The organism is Cupriavidus sp. SHE, assembly GCF_000812445.1.
Classification (GTDB): Bacteria; Pseudomonadota; Gammaproteobacteria; order Burkholderiales; family Burkholderiaceae; genus Cupriavidus; species Cupriavidus metallidurans.
Genome location: NZ_JWMB01000009.1, coordinates 102,161 through 122,863, shown reverse-complemented (window position 1 = coordinate 122,863; position 20,703 = coordinate 102,161). Strand labels below are relative to the sequence as shown.

The 20,703-nt window shown below is 65.5% G+C and carries 22 protein-coding genes; 2 read left to right on the top strand and 20 right to left on the bottom strand.

The window, feature by feature from the left end:
• Position 1: 1 nt before the first annotated feature.
• Positions 2 to 721: a ribonuclease activity regulator RraA gene (locus tag RN01_RS04575; RefSeq protein WP_017515521.1), complete on the bottom strand. Its 720-nt coding sequence runs from the start codon at positions 719 to 721 to the stop codon at positions 2 to 4.
• 7 nt (positions 722 to 728) lie between these two features.
• Positions 729 to 2,468, bottom strand: coding sequence for an L-arabinonate dehydratase (araD, locus tag RN01_RS04570; protein ID WP_024570031.1), 1,740 nt, complete (start codon positions 2,466 to 2,468; stop codon positions 729 to 731).
• A gap of 248 nt (positions 2,469 to 2,716) precedes the next feature.
• Between araD and RN01_RS04565 the strand changes: the two genes are divergently transcribed.
• On the top strand, positions 2,717 to 3,007 hold the full coding sequence (locus RN01_RS04565; protein ID WP_328592747.1) for a helix-turn-helix transcriptional regulator: 291 nt from the start codon (positions 2,717 to 2,719) through the stop codon (positions 3,005 to 3,007).
• Positions 3,008 to 3,049: 42 nt separating this feature from the next.
• On the opposite strand, the gene RN01_RS04560 is transcribed toward RN01_RS04565, so the two are convergent.
• The 10 genes from RN01_RS04560 to RN01_RS32800 all read right to left on the bottom strand — a co-directional run bounded on the left by RN01_RS04560 (position 3,050) and on the right by RN01_RS32800 (position 13,837).
• Positions 3,050 to 4,528: an SLC13 family permease gene (locus RN01_RS04560; protein ID WP_017515024.1), complete on the bottom strand. Its 1,479-nt coding sequence runs from the start codon at positions 4,526 to 4,528 to the stop codon at positions 3,050 to 3,052.
• Positions 4,529 to 4,684: 156 nt separating this feature from the next.
• A complete protein-coding gene (gene alkB / locus RN01_RS04555) occupies positions 4,685 to 5,347 on the bottom strand; it encodes a DNA oxidative demethylase AlkB (protein WP_024570033.1) in 663 nt (220 codons plus the stop codon).
• A 66-nt stretch (positions 5,348 to 5,413) separates the two neighbouring features.
• Complete coding sequence (locus RN01_RS04550) at positions 5,414 to 6,457, bottom strand: alpha/beta fold hydrolase (protein WP_024570034.1); 1,044 nt, start codon at positions 6,455 to 6,457, stop codon at positions 5,414 to 5,416.
• A 195-nt stretch (positions 6,458 to 6,652) separates the two neighbouring features.
• Positions 6,653 to 8,140, bottom strand: a complete 1,488-nt coding sequence (locus tag RN01_RS04545) for a flagellar hook-length control protein FliK (protein ID WP_017511941.1) — start codon at positions 8,138 to 8,140, stop codon at positions 6,653 to 6,655.
• 15 nt (positions 8,141 to 8,155) lie between these two features.
• On the bottom strand, positions 8,156 to 8,608 hold the full coding sequence (gene fliJ, locus RN01_RS04540; protein ID WP_017511940.1) for a flagellar export protein FliJ: 453 nt from the start codon (positions 8,606 to 8,608) through the stop codon (positions 8,156 to 8,158).
• Positions 8,601 to 10,073 carry a flagellar protein export ATPase FliI gene (gene fliI, locus RN01_RS04535; protein WP_017511939.1) on the bottom strand — a complete coding sequence of 491 codons (1,473 nt, stop codon included), beginning with the start codon at positions 10,071 to 10,073 and terminating at the stop codon, positions 8,601 to 8,603. Before fliI ends, fliJ begins: the two co-directional genes overlap by 8 nt.
• The gene (fliH, locus tag RN01_RS04530; RefSeq protein WP_017511938.1) at positions 10,066 to 10,902 is read right to left on the bottom strand and encodes a flagellar assembly protein FliH; all 837 of its coding nucleotides are present in this window, start codon (positions 10,900 to 10,902) and stop codon (positions 10,066 to 10,068) included. The genes fliI and fliH overlap by 8 nt, the downstream gene beginning before the upstream one ends.
• Positions 10,889 to 11,902, bottom strand: a complete 1,014-nt coding sequence (fliG, locus tag RN01_RS04525; protein WP_011519667.1) for a flagellar motor switch protein FliG — start codon at positions 11,900 to 11,902, stop codon at positions 10,889 to 10,891. The genes fliH and fliG overlap by 14 nt, the downstream gene beginning before the upstream one ends.
• Positions 11,889 to 13,571 carry a flagellar basal-body MS-ring/collar protein FliF gene (fliF, locus tag RN01_RS04520; protein ID WP_017511937.1) on the bottom strand — a complete coding sequence of 561 codons (1,683 nt, stop codon included), beginning with the start codon at positions 13,569 to 13,571 and terminating at the stop codon, positions 11,889 to 11,891. The genes fliG and fliF overlap by 14 nt, the downstream gene beginning before the upstream one ends.
• Positions 13,568 to 13,837: a hypothetical protein gene (locus RN01_RS32800; protein ID WP_080672810.1), complete on the bottom strand. Its 270-nt coding sequence runs from the start codon at positions 13,835 to 13,837 to the stop codon at positions 13,568 to 13,570. Before RN01_RS32800 ends, fliF begins: the two co-directional genes overlap by 4 nt.
• Positions 13,838 to 13,940: 103 nt before the next feature.
• Between RN01_RS32800 and fliE the strand changes: the two genes are divergently transcribed.
• A complete protein-coding gene (gene fliE, locus RN01_RS04515; protein ID WP_011519664.1) occupies positions 13,941 to 14,261 on the top strand; it encodes a flagellar hook-basal body complex protein FliE in 321 nt (106 codons plus the stop codon).
• Positions 14,262 to 14,331: 70 nt separating this feature from the next.
• Here the strand turns inward: fliE and RN01_RS04510 are convergent, their stop codons facing one another.
• The 8 genes from RN01_RS04510 to RN01_RS04475 form a co-directional block, all read right to left on the bottom strand.
• Positions 14,332 to 14,607 (bottom strand): EscU/YscU/HrcU family type III secretion system export apparatus switch protein, encoded by a 276-nt coding sequence (locus tag RN01_RS04510; protein ID WP_017511936.1) that lies wholly within the window; start codon positions 14,605 to 14,607, stop codon positions 14,332 to 14,334.
• Positions 14,604 to 15,947 (bottom strand): flagellar hook-length control protein FliK, encoded by a 1,344-nt coding sequence (locus tag RN01_RS04505; protein WP_017511935.1) that lies wholly within the window; start codon positions 15,945 to 15,947, stop codon positions 14,604 to 14,606. Before RN01_RS04505 ends, RN01_RS04510 begins: the two co-directional genes overlap by 4 nt.
• Before the next feature lie 110 nt (positions 15,948 to 16,057).
• Complete coding sequence (locus tag RN01_RS04500) at positions 16,058 to 16,402, bottom strand: flagellar protein FliT (RefSeq protein WP_017511934.1); 345 nt, start codon at positions 16,400 to 16,402, stop codon at positions 16,058 to 16,060.
• Between the two features lie 21 nt (positions 16,403 to 16,423).
• Positions 16,424 to 16,858 (bottom strand): flagellar export chaperone FliS, encoded by a 435-nt coding sequence (gene fliS / locus RN01_RS04495; RefSeq protein ID WP_011519660.1) that lies wholly within the window; start codon positions 16,856 to 16,858, stop codon positions 16,424 to 16,426.
• Between the two features lie 24 nt (positions 16,859 to 16,882).
• The gene (gene fliD / locus RN01_RS04490; RefSeq protein ID WP_017511933.1) at positions 16,883 to 18,355 is read right to left on the bottom strand and encodes a flagellar filament capping protein FliD; all 1,473 of its coding nucleotides are present in this window, start codon (positions 18,353 to 18,355) and stop codon (positions 16,883 to 16,885) included.
• A 42-nt stretch (positions 18,356 to 18,397) separates the two neighbouring features.
• Complete coding sequence (locus RN01_RS04485; RefSeq protein ID WP_017511932.1) at positions 18,398 to 18,778, bottom strand: flagellar protein FlaG; 381 nt, start codon at positions 18,776 to 18,778, stop codon at positions 18,398 to 18,400.
• A 115-nt stretch (positions 18,779 to 18,893) separates the two neighbouring features.
• Positions 18,894 to 20,090: a flagellin FliC gene (locus tag RN01_RS04480; RefSeq protein WP_017511931.1), complete on the bottom strand. Its 1,197-nt coding sequence runs from the start codon at positions 20,088 to 20,090 to the stop codon at positions 18,894 to 18,896.
• Between the two features lie 222 nt (positions 20,091 to 20,312).
• Complete coding sequence (locus RN01_RS04475; RefSeq protein ID WP_024570035.1) at positions 20,313 to 20,633, bottom strand: RNA chaperone Hfq; 321 nt, start codon at positions 20,631 to 20,633, stop codon at positions 20,313 to 20,315.
• Positions 20,634 to 20,703 lie beyond the last annotated feature (70 nt).

Genomic DNA, 20,703 nt, shown 5'->3' with positions numbered 1-20,703 from the left:
GTTACCGCCTGTGTTCCTTCCGCCAGACCGCGAAATCCTCACGCGCTTTTTCAGTGGTGGGCGGATACAGCCCGATGATCGAGCGGCCCTTGCGTACCTCCTCGGTCACGAAGTCCTCGAACGCGGTCATCTCCACCGCTTCGGCGGCGATGTCCTCCACCATTTCCTGCGGGATCACGACCACGCCTTCCGCGTCGCCGACGATCACATCGCCGGGAAACACCGCCACATCGCCGCAGCCGATCGGCACGTTGAATTCCAGCGCCTGGTGGAGCGTGAGATTGGTCGGGGCAGATGGGCGATGGTGATAGGCGGGCATCGCCATCTGCGCGATTTCAGGAGAATCGCGGAAGCCGCCGTCGGTCACGATGCCGGCGCCGCCACGTTGCATCAGTCGGGTCACCAGGATCGAGCCCGCGGATGCGGCGCGCGCGTCTTTCCTGCTGTCGATGACCAGCACCGCGCCGGGCGGGCATTGCTCGATGGCCTGGCGTTGCGGATGGTTCGGGTCCTGGAACACGGTGATCGGATTCAGGTCCTCGCGCGCCGGGATATAGCGCAGCGTGAACGCTTCGCCGACCATCGTGCCGGGGTTGGACTGGATCGGCCGCACGTCCTGGATGAACTGGTTGCGCAGCCCGCGCTTGAACAGCGCGGTGCACAGCGTGGCGGTGCTGACGGTTTTCAGCGCGGCGCGCAGGGCAGGGGTGAGCTCGGACATGGCGGGTTCAGTAGATGCTCGGTTCGCCGGCGGCTTCGCCGAAGTCGGTTTGCAGGAAATCGAAATCGCAGCCGTCGTTGGCCTGGCGGATATGGCGAGAGAACATCCAGCCGTAGCCGCGCGAGTAGCGGGGCGGCGGCGGTTGCCATGCCGCGCGGCGGCGTTCGAGCTCTTCGTCGGAGACTTCCAGATGGATGCTGCGCCGGTCGATGTCGACCGTGATCAGGTCACCGGTTTGCACCAGCGCGAACGGCCCGCCGATGTACGCTTCCGGCGCCACGTGCAGGATGCAGGCGCCGTAGCTCGTGCCACTCATCCGCGCGTCGGACATGCGCAGCATGTCGCGCACGCCCTGCTTCACGAGCTTCTTCGGAATCGGCAGCATCCCCCACTCGGGCATGCCTGGCCCGCCCTGCGGCCCCGCGTTGCGCAGGATCAGCACATGATCGGCCGTAACGTCGAGGTCTTCGTTCTCGACCGCTGCCTTCATCGACGGGTAGTCGTCGAACACGAGCGCCGGACCGGTATGTTTGAAGAACCGCTTTTCGCACGCGCTCGGCTTGATCACGCAGCCGTCCGGTGCGATGTTGCCACGCAGGACGGCCAGCGCGCCTTCCTGGTAGAGCGCGTTGTCGCGCGTGCGGATCACGTCGTCGTTGTAGACCTCGGCCCCGGCGATGTTCTCGCCCAGCGTGCGGCCGGTGACGGTCAGCGTGTCGAGATGCAGCTTGTCCCGGATACGGCCCATCAGCGCGGGCAGCCCGCCCGCGTAGAAGAAGTCTTCCATCAGGTACTTGTCGCCGCTGGGCCGAATGTTGGCGATCACGGGTACGTGGCGGCTCATGCGGTCGAAATCGTCGAGACCAATGTCATGGCCCGCGCGGCGCGCCATGCTGATGACGTGAATGATCGCGTTGGTCGAGCAGCCCATGGCCATGGCCACCGCGATGGCGTTTTCGAACGCGCGGTGCGTCTGGATGCGTGCGGGCGTCAGGTCTTCCCAGACCATCTCCACGATGCGGCGACCCGATTCGGAACACATGCGGATGTGATTGGCGTCCGCCGCCGGAATCGACGACGCACCCGGCAGCGTCATGCCAATGGTTTCGGCGATCGCCGTCATCGTGCTGGCGGTGCCCATCGTCATGCACGTGCCGTGGCTGCGCGCGATGCCGCCCTCGATGCCGATCCACTCGGCCTTGCTGATGTTGCCGGCGCGGCGTTCGTCCCAGTACTTCCATCCATCCGAACCGGAGCCGAGCACCGTGCCCTTGTAGTTGCCGCGCAGCATCGGCCCGGCCGGCACGTAGATCGCCGGCACGCCCGCGCTGGTGGCGCCCATCAGCAGGCCCGGCGTGGTCTTGTCGCAGCCACCCATCAGCACGGCCCCGTCGATCGGGTGGGAGCGGATCAGCTCCTCGGCCTCGATCGCCAGCAGGTTGCGGTAGAGCATGGTGGTCGGCTTGACCGAGCTCTCGGACAAAGAAATGGCCGGTAGCTCCACGGGGAAACCACCGGCCTGCAGGATGCCGCGCTTGACGTCTTCCACGCGCTGCTTGAAGTGCGCGTGGCACGGGTTGATGTCGGACCACGTATTGATGATGGCGATGAGCGGCTTGCCCATCCATTCATCGGGCGAGTAGCCCATTTGCATGATCCGTGAGCGGTGCCCGGATGAGCGCAGATCGTCAGGCGCGAACCAGCGCGCGCTGCGGAGTGCGTCCGGCGTCTTTCTGTGAGCCGTCATCTTGTCTCTTCCACGTTGGTATTCGTCATAGTCGTCAGTTGTCATACGACTATTGGCTGGCACAGTGTACTCACCGACGCAACCGGGCGTCAATGCAAGTCAGATATGTGGCGGTTGGGATTGCGCGACAGAAAATTCGCCCTATGCTCCACATTCACGGTGCATCGGGCGTGAAAATTTGTCATGAATATCGCGAAATTGATAGATTTCAGATATTCATTTCTCGGTAATCAATGATGTCGAGAGTCGTGATTTCGAGCAGCGAGCAGCTCGGCCAGGTGCTTCAGGGCGCGCGGAAGATCGCCGGGCTTTCCCAGGCAGATGCCGCAGCCCGGCTGGCCACCAGCCAGAGCCGCATTTCGCACCTGGAACTCAACCCCGAGACGATCAGCGTGGCGCAACTGCTGGCGCTGCTGGCAGCCTATGACCTCGACCTGTTCGTGGAGCCGCGCGCGTTGAACGACAAGCCGGACCACAAGCTGGACCCCAAGCCGGGCACCACCTTGAGCGACGCGGAGATCGACAGGTTGGAGTGGTGAGGTCGTGAGGTTGTGCGGTTGTCAGGTTAGGGGCTGAGTGGTTCAGGGCAGGTAGCCCAGCAGGCGCCACCAGAGATAGTCCAGCGGCAGCAGCGCCACGATCGTGATGGCCGCCATGGTCAGGCACAGGCGCGTGCCGTGCCGCAGGCCCACGCCGCCCAGTTGCATCGCGATCATGATCGGCGGTGACTGGTACGGGAAGAATACGGTGGAGAACACCGGCACCTGCAGCATCAGCACGGATTCAAGCGGCAATCCGGTGGCCTTCGCCAGATCGGCGGCAAGTGGCGTCAGCACGGCCGGCAGGGCCGGCAGCGTGGACAACATGCCGATGACGGCGCCCATCGCGCCAATCGTGCCGACATTCGCCGCGGTGTGGCCGGGCGTCATCGGCAGCCAGTGCAGCAGCCCCGCGCTGATCGCGCTGCCCAGGCCCGTCGATTCGACCACCGCCCCCAGCCCCAGAAAGCCAGCCACGTAGATCAGCGGTACCAGGTGGACCTGCTCGGTCATGGCCTTGGGCGATACCAGCCCGATGCCCGGCAGCAGGCAGATGATGCACGCAGCCAGCGAGATCCACGCGGGCGAAACGCCATGCCAGGCATCCGTGGCAAAGCCCGCCACGGCCAGCGCCAGGATGATCGCCAGCGCGCGCTCCTGCGGCCCCATCTGCGTGCGGACGCTGGCGGCTTGCGGCGCGATCGGCCCGCTTTCCGGGAACATGCGGCAGATTACCCAGATCAGCACCACGGTCTTCAGCACGCCGAGCACCGGGAAATGCAGCAGCAGATAGCTGCCGTAGCTCAGGTTGATGCCATAGAGCGAACTGGCAGCGCCCAACAGCACGCTGTTCGGAATATTGGCGGGCAGGATCGACGTGGGCGGCATGTAGCTCGCGGCCGCCACGGTCAGCACCATGCCGATGCGGCCGTTGGAGCCGGGCGCGAAGCCAAGGCGGTCGGCCAGCGCCAGCACGATCGGCATCAGCAGCAGCACGCGGCCCGTGGTGGAGGGCATCAGGAAGGCCAGGCCCACCGCGCTAAGCGCCACCGTGGTGATCACCTGTGGATAGGTGCCAACGCGCTTGTGGAAGATGATGTCGGCCAGCCGCAGCGCCAGTCCCGTGTTGCGCAACGCCACGCCGGTGACGGCGCCACCAAACATCAGCCACCACGCGGTGGATGTGAACCCCGAGAACACCACCGTTGGCGGGGCGATATGGAACACCACCGCGGCAAGGAAGAAGAGCAGCGTGGCGGTGGGCTCAGGTAGCGCACCGACCGCCCAGCAGCACACCGTCGACAACACCAGCGCGCCGGCCCAGATCAGCGCAGGCGGCGCCTGCAGCCACTGCCCTGCGATCCATACCACGCTGATGCACGCGGAGATCAGCAATGCCGCGCGGATCGAATCGGCGGGCCGGCCGCCGAGCGGCGCAGGTTTGGGTGGTGGGGTTTCCTGTCGTGGCGCGGTGTTTTCGGGCTGGCCGGTATGGCCGGTATGGCCGGGGGAGGCTGACATCGGGGTTGTCTCACTGGCGGCCGGGCGCAACGTGGCGCCGGTCTTGTTCTGAAGAGGGTGCGGTGCCGCTATCGTAGTGGTTGTCCTACTGTGCAGGCAACTGCCCACGCGCTCCCGCGTCATTGGCGGGTCTTGGGTCTTGCTTGGCGGTATTGCTTAGCGGGTCTTGCGAAACGTCAGGTTGATTCGCTCGCTTCCGGTCAACGCATGATCGCCGTCGGCCAGCGGGGCGATGCCGTGGAAGACGAGCCGGGACGGCCCACCCCAGACCACCACGTCACCATGCGCGAGCCGGAATCGGCCCGGCCGGTCGGCGCGACGCAATCCACCCCAGAGGAAGACGGCCGGCAGGCCCAGTGAGACAGAAACGATCGGTGCGCGCAGATCGAGTTCGTCGCGATCCTGATGCAGCGACAGGCGCGTGCCCGGCAGATAGCGGTTGATCAGGCAGGCATCAGGCGCGAAGCCGGGATAGCCAGCCGCTTCCGCCGCGTGTTCGGCCAACGACCGGAACACGGCAGGCATGGCCGGCCAGGGCCGTCCTGACTCCGGATCGACCGCATCGTAGCGATACCCAGTGCGATCGGACACCCAGCCACGCTCGCCGCAATTGGTCATGGCCACCGACATGCGCAGGCCGCCCGGCGTAATCAGATGGCGGAACGGCGCTTCGGCACTGATCGTCTGCACGGCGGCGAGCAGTTCCGGCCCCGTATCCCGCGCGAATCCATGCAACACCACGGCGCCCGGCGCGAGCGTCTCCACGGCAGGCGGGGCGTTGGAATCGGCGGGAAGGGCGTCGAAAAGGTCGAAGGTCATGGCGGGCATTTCGGGTACCTGGGATGGTACCCGGGATCGCAGTTGCCGTTCACCCGCCCGTCACGCCTACTTGCCACCCACCTTCGCCAATCCCTCCAGCAATGCCTTGTGGAACGCCTGCGGATCCTGCATCTGCGGCGCGTGGCCCATGTCGGGGAATTCGACCAGTGTCGTGTTCGGAATCGCCCTGGCCGTCGCTTTCGCCAGTTCGGGGTAGTGGCCGAGCTTCGCCTGCACGTCTGGCGGCGCGGCGTCCTTGGCGATGGCGGTGGTGTCCCGGTCTCCGATCATCAGCAGGGTCGGGGCCTGGATCGCGCTCATCTCATAGACCACGGGTTGCGTGTAGATCATGTCGTAGAGCAGTGCCGAGTTCCACGCAACGATCTGCTTGCCCGGGCCGCGGTTCATGCCGGCCAGCATCTGCACCCAGGGCTCGTACTCGGGCTTCCACTGGTTCACGTAGTACGTCGATTTCTCGTAATTGCGAATCCGGTCGGCCGTCACGTTGAGTTCGCGCGCGTACCACTGGTCCACCGACAGCGACGGCACGCCCTTGGCCTTCCAGTCTTCCAGGCCGATCGGGTTGACCAGCACCAGTTGCGCGGTTTCCTTCGGATACATCAACGCATAGCGCATCGCCAGCATGCCGCCCGTGGAATGGCCCATCACGGTGACGTCGTGCACACCGATCGAGGCCAGCAGATCGTGGGTATTGCGCGCGAGTTGCTGGAACGAATACTGGTAATGCGGCGGTTTGGTCGATTTGCAGAAGCCGATCTGATCGGGGGCAATCACGCGGTAGCCGGCGGCGGTGAGCTGCTGGATGCTCTCCTGCCACGTGGCAGCGCAAAAGTTCTTGCCATGCAGCAGTACCACGGCGCGGCCGTTCGGCTTCTCCGGCTTGACGTCCATGTAGGCCATCTCGAGCGGCTGCCCTTGCGAACTGAAGCGATATTGCTGAACCGGATAGGGGTAATCGAATCCCTCGAGTTGGGGACCGTAGGCCGGGCCGCTATCGGCCGTCTGGGCGGTCTGAGCGGTCTGAGCGGCGTGGGCGAGCGGGACGGAGAGGGCGATGGCTGCGAGCAGCAGCGGGCGAGCTTTGGGCATGGTGCGCAGGGGGCGTGCGGATCGGGAGGGGAATCGTCGCACAAATGCCCATGTCGTGCTTGGGCGGGCCTTCAGCCTTCAGCCTTCTGCCTTCGTGGGCGAAGGCGTGCGTGCCGGGGCACGCATCAAGCGCGAATTGTGTTCCCCCTCTCTCCCATGAAATGGGAGAGAGGGCCAAACCGTGAGGCAGTCGAATCAGGCAAACGTATCGACTTCCCCACGCGCCAGCACGCGCGGTGCGCGAGGCGCTGCCGCCGTTGCCTGGACTGGCGCATCCTGCGTCAGCCCGGCGGCCTGCGCGAATGCGCTGCCGCTGCCCGGTTGGCGTTGTTGCTGTTGGCCGCCGTTGCCAGCCTGGGCGAAACCATCGCTGCCGACAGACGTTTGGCCAAGCTGGATACCGGCTTCGGCCATCGACGTGCGCAGGTGCGGCAGCGCGGCTTCCACCGCGGCGCGCACGGCCTGGTGCGGAGAGACGAACTGGGCCTGGGCCTGATCGTTGACCACATTGAGCACGACCTTGAGCGGGCCGAGGTTCGGCGGGTTCAGGTCGAGTTCGGCGGTCTGGCTGCCTTGCGTGGAGAGTCGCACCATCTGCTGGCCCAGTGCCTGAGCCCACTGGCTGTCGCCAAGATTCGGTGCGACTGCCGGGCGTGCCGCTGCTGCGGCGGCTGTGGCCTGTGCGGCGTTCGTCTGGGACTGTGCGGACAGGGCCGATGCCAGCATGGCAGCACTGCTCGGATTCGTGGCGCCGGTGTCGGTGCCTTCACCCGTGCGTGCGCTGGCCTGCGCCATGGCATATGGCGTGGCGACGGGCGTCTGGCTGGCTTGCGTCGTGTCGGCTTGCAAGGTCGGTTGCGCGCCGTGGCCGAGGCCGGTCTGTTGCTGGCCCGCGTTTTGGCCGCGTGCGTCCTGCGCGCCCGTCTGTGTGCCCGTCTGTGCCGGGTTGTTGAGCGCGGCGGCGATCTTGTCAGCGGCGGTCGGCGTGCTGTTCTGCGCAGCCGCGCGCTGCTGGGCGATCGTGGCCAGCGTGTCCGCCGGGCTTGGCGTGGTTCCCTTGGCGGCAGTGCCCGCGGTAGTCGTGGCCGATTGCGCGTCGGCGGCCTGAGCCAGCAGCGTGGCGGCGTCGGTGGCCGGGTTTGCTTGCGTGGCGGTCGTGGTCGCTGCCGTCTGAGCGGCGAGCGGGAGGCCGTTGGCTCCGGTCAATCCAGCTGCATCGGCGGCTGCGTCAGCGGCCGCGCCACCGGTCAGTGCCGTCGTGGCGGGTGCGGCCTGCTGTGCAAGCATCGCGGCGGCCAAGGCTGCTGCGGCAGCCTGCGCGTCGCTCGAGGGCGTCGAGCCATCGTCGCTGGCTTGCGTGCTGTCGTCCTTCTTGCCGGTCGTGGCGTTGGTCTTGCCGTTGTCTTTCTGCTGCGGTGTGCTGGAAGCGCCCGACGTACTGGCCTGCGTAGTCTGCTGCCGCGTGTTTTGCGATGCATCTTCCTTCGGCGCGCTGGTCTGGCTTGAATCCTTGGGCTTGCTGGCGACCGGTTGCGCGCTCTGCGGGGCGCTATCGCGCGCGCGCGATAGCGCGTCCTGGAATGCCTTGGCGTCCGCGGCGGCGGTGCTGGCGGCATTGGACTGCGTCAGGGTCTTGAGGGCGGCGTTGGCGGTGTTACCGATAAGCTGGCTGATATCGATCATGGTCTCTTCGTCGGATCAGGTTCGGCCGGCCGCCGGCTGGCGGGCGATGCGGGCCGCGAATTCGTCGTTGGCGCGTTGCTCGCGCCGGGCGGAGACTTGCTGCTCGCGTGTTTCCGCCCGCGTGATCAACGTATCGAACGAGTTCTGGCGGCGCTTCTGCTGCTGCCAGTTGGCGCGTCCGGCCAGCAGGTCGGCCTCGGCCTTGGCCAGCGCATTGGTCTGCTGACGGATGGCGTGGTCAAGCGAATCGAGGAAGCGAGAGAAGTCGTGCCAGCGGCTCGACGACATGCCTTCGGCGGCGATCGCTTGCATCCGGACGCGGTACTCCTGCCGGTACTGTGTCAGCGCGTTGAGCTGTTGCTCGGCCTGGGTACGCAGCCCCTGCAGACGGCCCAGTTCGCGCGCGGCCTTGTCCGTGTCGTCCTGGGCCAGATCGGCCAGCGTATTCAGCGGATTGTGCTTAACCATGATGCGTCCTCTCGAAGAGATCGTGCAACTGGGCGATCGAGGCGTCGTAGCCGGCGCGTTCGTGAATGTCCTGCTGCAGGAAGGCCTCCATGCGCGGATACATGCGAATCGCGAGATCGAGCTCCGGATCGCTGCCGGGCACGTAGGCCCCGACACTGATCAGGTCGCGGTTGCGCTGGTAGCGCGACATCAACTGCTTGAAACGCCGCACGGAGGCAAACTGCGGCGCGTCGATCAGCGCAGTCATGGCGCGGCTGATCGAAGCTTCCACGTCGATGGCCGGATAGTGGCCGGCTTCGGCAAGGCTGCGGGACAGCACGATGTGGCCGTCCAGAATGGCGCGGGCGGAGTCGGCGATCGGATCCTGCTGGTCGTCGCCCTCAGTCAGCACCGTATAGAACGCGGTAATCGAGCCGCCGCCTTCGGGGCCGTTGCCGGTGCGTTCCACCAGCGTCGGCAATTTGGCGAACACCGAGGGCGGGTAGCCTTTGGTGGCGGGCGGCTCGCCGATGGCCAGCGCGATCTCGCGCTGCGCCATCGCGTAACGGGTCAGCGAGTCCATGATCAGCAGCACGTGCTGGCCCTTGTCGCGGAAATACTCGGCCAGGCGCGTCGCATAGGCAGCGCCCTGCATGCGCAGTAGCGGCGAGGTGTCGGCCGGCGCGGCCACCACCACCGAACGCTTGCGGCCTTCCTCTCCGAGGATGTTCTCGATGAATTCCTTCACCTCGCGGCCGCGTTCGCCGATCAGGCCGACCACGATCACGTCCGCATTGGTGTAGCGCGCCATCATGCCCAGCAGCACGCTCTTGCCCACGCCGGAACCGGCGAACAGGCCCATCCGTTGGCCGCGACCGACAGTCAACATGCCATTGATCGCGCGCACGCCGGTGTCGAGCACGGTTTCGATCGGCGCGCGTGTCAGCGGGTTGATCTGCGTGCCGGCCAGCGGAACTTCGCTGGCGGCGGTAATTGGGCCGAGGCCATCGAGCGGTCGTCCGGCGGCATCGAGCACACGGCCGAGCAGGCCATCGCCAACCGGCAGCCGCTTCGATCCCTGCTCGCGCGGCGCGCCGGCGCCGATGATGCCGTTGGGCAGTGGCGACGGCTCCAGCGGATAGACGCGCGCGCCCGGTACCAGGCCGGCCACGTCCGATTGCGGCATCAGGTAGAGACGGTCCGCGCCAAAGCCGACCACTTCGGCTTCTGCCGTGCGCGGGCCGCCATGCGAATGCTGTCCGGTGGGCAGTTCGATCAGGCAGTCACTCCCCACGGGCAGACGCAGCCCCACGGCTTCCAGCACGAGTCCGGCGGCACGCGTCAGGCGGCCACAGGTGCGCTTGCTGTCGATTTCGCTGACGCCGGCCGATGCGGCTGCCAGTGCGTCGCGCCAATGGCCGACATGCGGGCCGACGTGTGCGGCGGGGGCGTCGGGCGCGGTGCCCTGCGCTGGCTCGTCACGCATGGGGCGGCTCCCACGGATCGTTGCGGCCCAGCGCCTTGACCACGCGCTGCCAGCGCGTGGACAGGCTGGCGTCCATCTCGCCGCTTGCGGCGCTGGCGATGCAGCCACCGCGCGCGATCGACGGGTCGGCCCGCAGCGTCCAGCCGGCGGCTTCGAGTTCGCCGCTCAGGTGTGTTTCCACCAGCGCGATGTCTTCCGGGTTCAGCAGCAGGCAAGGCGCGCCGGATAGCGGCGGCTCGGCGGTCAGCAGTTCCCGCGCAGCCGGCAGCAATGCGGCCGGATCGAGCTCGACGGTCTTGCGCACGAGCTGGCGGGCCACGTCCAGCGCCAGGCCGATCAGCGCGTCGGAGATATCGTTATCGACGCGGCCAAGCGCGTCGCGGAAGTTGGCGGCAAGCTGTTGCAGGCGGGCCGCTTCATTGCGTGCCGCTTCGAGCCCGCGTGCGTAGCCTTCGCGGTGGCCATCGCCATAACCTTGCGTCTGGCCCTGGTTGTAGCCCTGCGCGTAGCCTTCCTTGCGGGCGCCGTCGCGCATCGCATCCAGCGCTTCGAAATCGATTGCCGGGGGCGGTGGCGGCTCGGCAGGCAACTGCGCCGCCAGCGCCTTGCGCAGGACATCGCGTGGATCCAGCGACTCCATCTGCCAACGCTGCCAGCTTTCGCCGCGCGAACGTGGACGGGCAGGGGGCTGGAAGCCCTGGAAGCCGTCGTCGCTCTCGTGCAGGTTGGTCAGGCCACCGGTCGCGCCCTTGGAGGGCGCGCCGAAGAACCCTGGATCGCCGTGGCCCGGGCCACGGCCAGCGGAAAAACCGCGGTCAAACGTAGGCATCGTCGCCTCCGCCAATCTGGATTTCGCCGGCCTCGGCCAGACGTCTCACGACCTGCAGGATGGCCTTCTGCTCGGCCTCGACCTGCGACACGCGCACCGGTCCCAGCGCCTCGAGGTCCTCGCGCAGCATCTCGCCGGCACGTGTCGACATGTTGCGGATGAACTTGTCGCGCAGCTCCTGCGGCGCGCCCTTGAGCGCGACGATGAGCGATTCGGTGGCCACTTCCTTGAGCACGCGCTGGATGCCCCGGTCTTCGATTTCCAGCAGGTTTTCGAACAGGAACATCTCGTCGATGATCTTCTGCGCCAGGTCGGCGTCGTGCGTGCGCACGCCGTCGATGACCGCTTCCTCGTGGGCCGTGCTCATCAGGTTGATGATCTCGGCCGCCGTGCGGACGCCGCCCATGCGGCTGCGCTTCAGGCTCTGGCCGGCCAGCAGCTTGGTCAGCACGTCGGTCAGTTCCTGCAGCGCGCCCGGCTGCACGCCGCCGAAGGTGGCGATACGCAGGATCACGTCGTTGCGCAGACGTTCGGTGAAGAAGCCCAGCACTTCCGAAGACTTCTGGCGGTCCAGATGGATCAGGATCGTGGCGATGATCTGCGGATGCTCGTCCTTGATCAGTTCCGCCACCGACGTCGAATCCATCCAGTTCAGCGAGTCGATGCCGCCACCCGGATCGCGCGATTCGAGGATGTCCTCGATCACGGACAGCGCGCGCTCCTCGCCCAGCGCCTTGTTCAGCACGCTCTTGATGAACGTGCTCGAATCGACGTCCAGCGCCAGGTACTGCTCGGTTTCGTTGCGGAACTCGGACAGTACCTCGGACATTTCCTCGCGCGTCACCGATGACAGGTTGGCCATCGCCGAGCCGAGTTGCTGCACTTCGCGCGGCGACAGGTGCTTGAAGACTTCGGCGGCTGCATCCTCGCCCACGGCCATCATCAGGATGGCGCTCTTCTGCAGGCCCTTTTCGGGCACTCCCTTGTTAGCCTTCGTCATTTGCCATCCAAGTCTTGATTACGCTGGCGACCAGGCGCGGGTCGCGTTGCGCGGCGTCGCGCACCAGGGCGAGATCGCTTTCATATTTCGCGGCCAAGCGCAGCACTTCCGGATTGGTTTCCTCTTCCGGCGGCAGCAGAACGGCTTCGGTGGCGGCTGCCGTCTCGGTAGGCGCGGGCAGCGGCGGCGCGGTGTACTTGCGCAGCACCGGACGCGCCACCTTGAACCACAGGAACACGGCCAGCAGGGCCAGCAGCAGGTAGCCGACGCCGGTCTTGGCCAGGTCGATCATCTGCGGCTGCTTCCACACCGGCACTTCCGGCTCCGTCTTGACGTCGCTCGTGAACGGGCTGTTGACCACGTTCAGCGAGTCGCCGCGGTCGGCGGAGAAGCCCATCGCTTCCTTGGTCAGGTTTTCGATCTGGGCCAGTTCCTTGGCCGACAGCGCTTCCGTCACCGGCTTGCCCTTGGCATCGACCTTGGTGCGGTAGTTCACCACCACGGCCACCGACAGACGTTTCACACCGCCTGCTGCCTGCTGCACGTGGCGCACCACGCGGTCGAGTTCGTAGTTGGTGGTGGAGTCGCGGCGGCTGTTGCTCGGGCCGGTCTTCTCGGCCGTCTGGGTCGTCTGCGCGGGCTGGTTGGCCTGTGCGGGCGGATTCGGCTGGCCGGGCTGGCGCGGCGGTTGCGGCGTGGTCACCGGGGCCACGGCGGCGGCCGGCGGCTGGTTCGACAACGCACCGGGCACGCCACCTACAGGCGTGCCACCCTGCGAGTTCGATTCGCTGGTCTGCTGGCTGCGGATCGCGGCCTTGGTCGGGTCCTGGTTCGGTTTGTAGCTCTCGTCGGTATGCTCGACCGACGAGAAATCGACATCGGCAGTGACCTGGGCGTGGATGTTGTCCTTGCCGAGGATCGGCGCGAGGATCGACTCCACGCGCTTGACGTAGCCCTGCTCGACCTGTTGGACGTACTTGAGCTGGCTGGCATCGAGCGAACGATCGTTGGTACCGGACAGCAGGTTGCCCTGCTGGTCGACGATCGAGATCGACTTCGGCGTCAGTTCTGGCACGCTGGATGACACCAGGTGCGTGATCGCGGCCACCTGGCCTTCATCGACGGCGCGCCCCGGGTAGAGTTGCAGCACCACGGAGGCGGTGGGCTTCTGGCGCTCACGCACGAACAGCGTGGGCTTGGGAATCGCCAGGTGCACGCGGGCCGACTGCACCGCGCCGATCGATTCGATCGAACGGGCCAGTTCGCCTTCCAGTCCGCGTTGATAGTTGACCTGTTCGGCGAACTGGCTGATGCCGAACTTCTGGTTGTCCATCAGTTCCATGCCGGTCGTGCCGCTTTTCGGCAGGCCCTGGCTGGCCAGGCGCAGGCGCGTCTCGGCCACCTTGTCGGCCGGCACCATGACCGCACCACCACCTTCGGCGAACTTGTAAGGCACGTTCATCTGCTGGAGCGACTGGATCACGGCACCGCCGTCGCGCTCCGACAGATTGGAATAGAGCACCTTGTAGTCCGGCGCGCGGGACCACATCACCCCCACGGCGATAGCGGCGACCAGCGCGGCGCCGCCCAGCATCATGGGCAGGCGCGGGTTGGCCTTGACCTTTTCGAGCAGGGCCGTGCCGTTCGGCAGGGTTGCGGTCGCGTTCATGCGCGCGTCTCCGGCTTGGCGAGGCAGAATCCGCCCTTGCCACTCTGGCCTTTGCTGCCGTTAATCTTCCCGGCACGGCTCAAATCACGCTGCAGAAAAAACACGCGCACTCCCCGCGATAGTTGATGTTCATGGCCGGGGGCGGGCTGCAATGGTCGCGGCTGTTCCGCCAGATCCGGCACGGTAGCGATGATCGGGCAGAAGGGCCAACGACAATCGGCTGAATAGGGGAGGTTTTCCTGTCGATTTCGTGCTTTGGTCGACACGGACGGATGGGTACAGTGCGAGGACTGAAACTGGATGACGTGTGATTTATTGGGCGCGTCGTCCGTTCGCCTCTCTCTTCAAGTTCAAGGACCCGGACGCGTCATGACCATTTCTTCCATCGAGGGCATGCTCCAGCAAATGCGCGCCACCGCGCAGGTGGCCGGCGGCGGCGCCGCGCCCCAGGAGGCATCGGCGGCAACCGAAAGCTTCGCGGGCGAGCTGCAGCGCTCGCTGCAACGCCTGAATGCCACGCAGGACCGTGCCTACGGCAAGGCCGAGGCATTCGAAATGGGCAAGGCTGGTGTGTCGCTCAACGACGTGATGATCGACATGCAGAAGGCCAACATCTCGTTCCAGACCGCCGTGCAGGTGCGTAACCGCCTGACCGCCGCGTATCAGGAAATGATGAACATGCCCGTGTGATGACGGTCAGGATCGCACGGCCGAATCAATTGGCCGGGCGTATTCAGTAAGGATCCGGCAATGCGCCGGATCAACCCCGGTTGACCGTGGCATCCTCGATCTGATGCAGCCACGCCAGCAACTGGGCCACCGCCAGATAGAGCTGGGGTGGAATCTGGGAGTCCATGTCCACCTGCATCAGCAGGTTGACCAGCGCCGGAGAATTGTGGACATAGACTCCGGCTTCCTGGGCGCGCGCGATGATCGATTCGGCCGTGACGCCGTAGCCCTTGGCCACCACGCGTGGGGCCTTCTCGCCTTCTTCATATGACAGCGCCACCGCGGCGCCGCGCGACGTGTCGCTCATGACGGGACTCCCGCTTCCGTTGGCGCCGTATCGGCGCGTGCCGTAATCTGGCCCACCACGAAACCGCTGGCCGCCAGACGCCCGTGCAGATCGGGAATGGCCGCATTAAGCCTTGCGGCAGTGTCATCCAGCGGTGCATTGACTCGCACGTCCAGCATCGACGGCGATAGCGTCAGGCTGGCTTCGACCATGCCCATGCCAGGCATCTGCACGACCAGCCGTGTGGTCCAGCTCCGCGCCTGGTGCTGCGTGCCGGCTCCATCCTCGTCGACCGGATTCGGCGACACTTCCCACGACATCTGCGTGCCTGACCAGGCTTCACCTTGCCAGCGGAACTGCTGGGCGGCCAGCAGTTCGAGTTGCTGCCGCATCAGGCCCTCTGTCGCCGGGTGCACGATCTGGCCTTGCGCTGGGGGCGGTGCGGCGGGCGGTTCGGATGTCGACGCGTGCGTAGCCAGCAGAGACGCGCGTGGCGCGTTGCCCGCGTCGGCAACGCTGGCATACGACTGGGCTGCCTGCAGCGATTGCGTGCGTGCGCCGTCGGGTGCGGGAATCGGATCGCCGACGGTGATGGTGCGGGTGACCGGCGGGTGACGGCCGAATGACGAAACATCCGCGGCGCGATTCGCGGCCATGCCGCCTGCGCTGCCCGTTCCGTTGGCAGTACCCGCGCCATGTGCGGTGTTTCCCGCCCGGCCGGTGGCGTCGCCATCCGGTGCGTCGGGAAGGCCCACGGCAGCAAGCATCGTCGCACGCACCGCATCGGCGGCCCGCGGCGAATAGGGCAGCGCCAGCAACTGGCGCAGTGGCTCATCAGGAGCGGGCGGGTTGGCGCCGTTGGCGGTGGCGCGTGCCAGCACGGCCTGGGGCTCGCGTGTGATGTCCTTAAGCGTACGCGCACCGCTCACCCATTCGGCGAGATGCGCTTCGTAGAACATGCCACTCTGGTCGAGCAGGCTGGCAAGCTTGGTGGCCAGCAGCGGCGCGGATTGCATTTCCGTGCGCGTGGCGAGTGGTGTGGCCGACTTTAGCGCGGCGGCGGCCTCGTCGGCATTTGCGAACAGGTCGAGGATCGTGCGTGCTGCGAAGCTCAGCGTTTCGCGCGTCGAAGTGACGACGGCGCCGGCGGTATTGCCGGCCGATGCTTCGCCGGGCCGCGCACCGGGCACGCGGCCAGCGGTGCCGAGATCGGTGCTGGTGTCACGCGAACTGGTCTCGTTCGTGTCCTGGACCGGCATCAGCGCGGCCAGCTTGTCGACCGCCAGCGCCGTGCGCTGTGTCAGCAGGTCGTTACGTGCGAGCTGGCCAGCGTCAGGCTGGGAATGAATCGGAATCGACATGGAACGGGCCGTGACATGGGGCGTTACGGATGCATGAGCTCAAGGCCCGCATTGGCGCCGCGCGGGGCGCCCTGTGAACGTATCTCTCAGCCAATCTCTCAGCGTATCTCTCAGGCGGAAACGCCGTAGGCCTCGTTGACGTCGCGGCGGCGGCGGGCGCTGCCGAGCAGTTCCCCGAGGCGTTGCAACTGTGGCATCACCAGATCGCGGATCGCGGCGTCGTGAGCCAGCAGCTTGGCCAGCAGGGCCTGACGCTGCATACGTTCCTGAAGCGTCGCGGGCGGGTGAGTGTCCCTGCCGCGGAGTGTTTCCACCTGAGCCACATACACACGCTGGACTTCGGTCATCGCGTCCCAATTGCCATGGCGGGCAGCTTCGAGCATCTGCTCCGAGAGCAGGACGAGTTCCTCGTAGATCTGGGTGACCGACGGGGTGGCAGGCATTTTGGAGTACATCGTCTCAGTTCCGGAAGGTAGTCACGAGTTGGCAGCGATCGGCTGTGCGGCGAGCGCGCCGTTGGCGGCTGGATTGCCGATCTGTGCCCAGGCGCTGGAGAGGTCCTGCAGCAGACTGTCGACCTGATCGAGCAGCGCTTCGTCATTGCGCAGGTTGGCCAGCATGAGCTGGCGCGACATATAGTCGTACAGCCGCTCCAGGTCCGCGGCAACGTCGCCGCCGGCATTGTGGTCGAGCACGGCGCGCAGGCCGTTGTCGATGATGTCGATCGACTTGGAGATGGCGTTGCCCTTGGCTGCGATGTCGCCGGCCGCCAGGTGGAACTTGGCACGTGCGATGGCCGCGCGCGCGCCGTCGTAGAGCATGACGATCAGCTGGTGCGGACTGGCACTCATGGCTCCGGTTTCGACACCCACCTGGGCGTAGGCATTGACGGCATTGCGGCGCGCGAACATGTGGACTCCTGCTGTTGGCTGACGTTACTTCTTGCTACTGCTTGTGCCGTTCATGGCGCTGAACTGCTGCGTCAGGTACGAGCTGGTGTTCTGCATCTGCGACATGATCACGTCGAGTTGCGTGAACTGCGTCTTGTAGTTGGCGATGACCGCGTCGACGCGGGTCTGCGTTTCATCGTACTGATTGCTCAGATCCTTGAGCGTGTTGTTGATGCCGGCCGTGGCCGTCGTCAGCGCGCCATTGCTGCTGGTCAGGCCCGTGACGAGCTTGTTGATCTGGTTGCCGTAGCCACTCACGCCGTCGGTGTTGCCGAACAGCCCCGCAACCGCGCCGGGGTTGCTGTTCAGCGCCGAGGTCAGCTTGGTGGTGTCGAGCGCAAGCGTGCCGTCGTTCTGGAACGAGATGCCGATCTGCGACAACGTGGTGAGCGCGTTGCCCGACTGCGGCGTGTTCATCACGCTGCGCATCTGGGACTGGATGATGCTCAACGTGGAATCGCCCGTCAGCGGAGAACCCGTCTTGGTGCTCGGGTCGTAGGCCGACAGCGACGCAGCGGTGTTCTGGAGGTTGTTGTAAGCCGCGACGAAGGCCTGCACGCCGGAAACGATCGAACTGTTGTCGCGCTGGACCGTCACACTGCTCGTACCGGTCTGGGTCAGGTTCAGGACCACACCGGGCACCGCGTCCGCCACGGAATTCCCCTTGCTCTGAACGGCGATGTTGTTGACCGTGAGCTGGGCGTTCTGGGCGGCAATGGTCTGCTGCATGTTCTGCGTGCCGGCAGGATCGTATGCCACCAGATCCGAGAGGCCGGTGCCGCCATCGGTTTCATTCACCGACATGCGCACGCTGTTCGTGGCACCGGTGGCGTTGGAACTGATGACCAGACGATAGGGCGTGCCCGAACCGTCGTTGACGATGCTGGCTGTGACGCCGGCATTGGCCTTGTTGATCGCGTCGCGAACGCCCTGCAGCGTGTTGTTGCTGCTGTCGATCGTGATGTCGACGCCGGTGGAGCCACTATTGGCAGTGAAGGTGGCGCCGGTGTACTTGCCGTAGGTGGCGCTGGCCGGGTTGCTGTCCAGCGTGCCACCCGTGATCGCACCGAAATCGATATGGATCGTGCCGGTGCCGACGGCGGTGGTCTGCGATGCCTGTCCGGTGGAAACCACCGACTGCGACTGCGCCAGTTGCGTGACGTTGACCGAGTAGGTGCCTGGCACCGCAGTGGTGCTGCCGGTGGCGCTCAGTACCGACGTGTTGCTTGCGCTTGCCGTGGTGGATTGGAAGAACGTGGGGTTCGACAACTGGTTGGCCGATGCCTGGAACGCCGCGAGCATGCTCTGCAACTGGCCATACGCGGACAGTTTGGTCTGGTAGCTGCTCTGCTGGGTCTTGATCGCGGTGAGCGGGGCCTGTTCAGCCGTGGTGAGCTGATCGAGCAGGCTGCTCAGATCGAGACCGGAGCCGACGCCGAGGTTGGAGATCGTAGTCATTTCTTGTGTTCCAGGGGGCTTCTGGTTGGGGCTGCGACGATGTCAGGCGGTCTGGTTGACGAACAGCCCTTGCAACTGGGCCAGCGCGTCGGCGATACGCACGACTTCCTCTGTGGGAATCTGTCGGATGATTTCGCCGTTGGCCTTGTCGACGATCTTGGTCACGACGCGGTTGGTCTCGCGGTCGATTTCAAACTGGACGCTGACCGATGCAGCGCGCAGGGCCTCGGTCAGTTTCCTGACCGCCGCGTCCGTGCTGGGGCGCACCGCCGGTTGGTCAGGCGCCGGTGCGGCCGACGTGACGCCCACCGGTGCTTGTGATGCATCCGCAGGCGTTGCGGACGCGCGTAGGCCGGGCTGCGGCAGGGACACGCCGACTGCCGCTTGCACTACGCCGGACGATGGAGCAGCTTGGGTTGCCATGATTGTCCTGACTCGGTCATCTCGAAATGTTTTCCCAGAGCCGAAGCCCTGGGGAAATACTCCGGGCGCAAGAAAGCCGGACACGAGGTCCGGCCTTCCTGCTTACGCGGTGCGATTAACGCAGCAGCGACAGCACGCCTTGCGTGGTCTGGTTCGCTTGAGCCAGCACCGAGGTACCAGCTTGTTGCAGGATGTTCGCGCGGGTCATGTTCGACACTTCCGTTGCGTAGTCAGCATCCTGAATGCGCGAGCGCGACGACGACAGGTTGGTGATGGTCGTGCCCAGGTTCGAGATCGTCGAATCCAGACGGTTCTGGATAGCACCCAGCGAGCTGCGCAGGCTGTTCACCGTTTGCAGGGCGCTGTCGAGCGTGGCCAGCGGGTTGGCCGAGGCGCTGCCGCTCAGGGTGGAAGCGGTCACGCCAGTGGTGTTCAGCGTGAACGATGCCGTCGCGCCCGTCGTGCTCGTCGTCGAGTTCGGGTTCAGTGCAACGTACATGGTCATGGCCGAGCCGCTGGTTGCGGTGGTCATGCCTTGGTTCTTCAGTGCCTGAGCTTCCGTGGCCGACGCCGGCGTGACGGTGACTTGTGCGAACCAGTTGCCGTTCGCGTCAACCATTGCCTGGTTGCCGATGGCCACGCTGCTCGAGCTGATACCCAGGGTCGTGGCCAGCGTGCCGCCGACGGCTTCCGTGATCGACGACGTCGTGAACGTGGTGGAGCTACCGAAGACCTTCTGGAAGTTGGCAGCGGTGGCGGCGGTGACGGCGCCTTGCGGGCCGTTCACGTTGAAGCTGTTCAGGCCCAGCGTCTTCGTGCTGATTTCTTGCAGGTTCACGGCGATGGTCTGGCCGTCTTGCGCGCCAACCTGGATGTTCACGCTCTTGGCGGTCGACGACAGCACCTTCACGCCGTTGAAGTCGGTCTGGGCCGACAGGCGGTCGATTTCCGACATACGCTGCGTGATTTCGTCCTGGATCGACTTCAGGTCCGAAGCCGAGTTCGAACCGTTGGCGGCTTGCACCGACAGGTCGCGGATACGTTGCAGGTTGTTCGTGACTTCGGTCAGCGCGCCTTCAGTCGTTTGCGCCAGCGAGATGCCGTCGTTGGCGTTACGCTGGGCAACGGTCAGGCCGTTGATGTTCGACGTGAAGCGGCTGGCGATGGCCAGGCCGGCTGCATCGTCCTTTGCGCTGTTGATGCGCAGACCCGACGACAGTCGCTGAATGGCGGTGTTCAGCGCCGATTGCGACGTGTTCAGGTTGTTCTGAGTCATCAGAGACAACGAGTTGGTATTAATGACTTGCGCCATGGTACGACTCCTATTTGCAATGTTTTAGGCATTCCGGCGGGTGCCGTAACGTTGGCTGCCTGCGTTGCAGGGCGTAGAGTGCCTCCGTTGCAAAGGTTATCGACCGGGCAAGGGGAGACTTTAGAGTGATCTTTGCGGGGGTTGCGCGCGCAACTTGACCTGATGTTTGCGTGGTCGTGGGCCCGCATCTATATAGAAGGGCGCCACGACTTGCTGCGCCGCTCAGCGGCGCTTGCGCGTGCGCGGGGTGTAGAGGCGCACGAAGTCCGGCGATGTTTCGGCCTCGAGCAGCTCCGACGCCGTTTCGGGCGCATGGCCGGGGGTCACGACGGTAATCGCACGTTTGTAGATCAGCGTGGGGGTCGGATCTTCCGCGCTCTGCCCGAGCAGCACCATATAGTTGTCCGATGCCAGGACGACACCGGTCAACCTCGTGCCGTTCGACAGATGGACGATGACTGCGTTGCGGCTTGCGCCGTGGGCTGCGTAATGCAGGTGCTGCAGTTTCCGGCTGGGTCTTGGAGCCTTTTTTTCCTTCTTCACAACTTCTCCGGAAGAACCCGCGAGGGATCTGGCGGCTGACAACGGTCCGATGACCACATGATTCGATCTG

Coding starts and splice junctions, on each gene's coding strand:
- fliJ (WP_017511940.1), bottom strand. CDS start 8,608: ATGGTTAAGCACAATCCGCTGAATACGCTGGCCGATCTGGCCCAGGAC.
- RN01_RS04560 (WP_017515024.1), bottom strand. CDS start 4,528: ATGTCAGCCTCCCCCGGCCATACCGGCCATACCGGCCAGCCCGAAAAC.
- RN01_RS04485 (WP_017511932.1), bottom strand. CDS start 18,778: ATGGCAACCCAAGCTGCTCCATCGTCCGGCGTAGTGCAAGCGGCAGTC.
- fliS (WP_011519660.1), bottom strand. CDS start 16,858: ATGTTCGCGCGCCGCAATGCCGTCAATGCCTACGCCCAGGTGGGTGTC.
- fliH (WP_017511938.1), bottom strand. CDS start 10,902: ATGCCTACGTTTGACCGCGGTTTTTCCGCTGGCCGTGGCCCGGGCCAC.
- fliE (WP_011519664.1), top strand. CDS start 13,941: ATGACCATTTCTTCCATCGAGGGCATGCTCCAGCAAATGCGCGCCACC.
- alkB (WP_024570033.1), bottom strand. CDS start 5,347: ATGACCTTCGACCTTTTCGACGCCCTTCCCGCCGATTCCAACGCCCCG.
- fliF (WP_017511937.1), bottom strand. CDS start 13,571: ATGAACGCGACCGCAACCCTGCCGAACGGCACGGCCCTGCTCGAAAAG.
- RN01_RS04500 (WP_017511934.1), bottom strand. CDS start 16,402: ATGTACTCCAAAATGCCTGCCACCCCGTCGGTCACCCAGATCTACGAG.
- RN01_RS04545 (WP_017511941.1), bottom strand. CDS start 8,140: ATGATCGATATCAGCCAGCTTATCGGTAACACCGCCAACGCCGCCCTC.
- fliG (WP_011519667.1), bottom strand. CDS start 11,902: ATGACGAAGGCTAACAAGGGAGTGCCCGAAAAGGGCCTGCAGAAGAGC.
- araD (WP_024570031.1), bottom strand. CDS start 2,468: ATGACGGCTCACAGAAAGACGCCGGACGCACTCCGCAGCGCGCGCTGG.
- fliD (WP_017511933.1), bottom strand. CDS start 18,355: ATGACTACGATCTCCAACCTCGGCGTCGGCTCCGGTCTCGATCTGAGC.
- RN01_RS04505 (WP_017511935.1), bottom strand. CDS start 15,947: ATGTCGATTCCGATTCATTCCCAGCCTGACGCTGGCCAGCTCGCACGT.
- RN01_RS04480 (WP_017511931.1), bottom strand. CDS start 20,090: ATGGCGCAAGTCATTAATACCAACTCGTTGTCTCTGATGACTCAGAAC.
- RN01_RS04550 (WP_024570034.1), bottom strand. CDS start 6,457: ATGCCCAAAGCTCGCCCGCTGCTGCTCGCAGCCATCGCCCTCTCCGTC.
- RN01_RS04575 (WP_017515521.1), bottom strand. CDS start 721: ATGTCCGAGCTCACCCCTGCCCTGCGCGCCGCGCTGAAAACCGTCAGC.
- RN01_RS04510 (WP_017511936.1), bottom strand. CDS start 14,607: ATGAGCGACACGTCGCGCGGCGCCGCGGTGGCGCTGTCATATGAAGAA.
- fliI (WP_017511939.1), bottom strand. CDS start 10,073: ATGCGTGACGAGCCAGCGCAGGGCACCGCGCCCGACGCCCCCGCCGCA.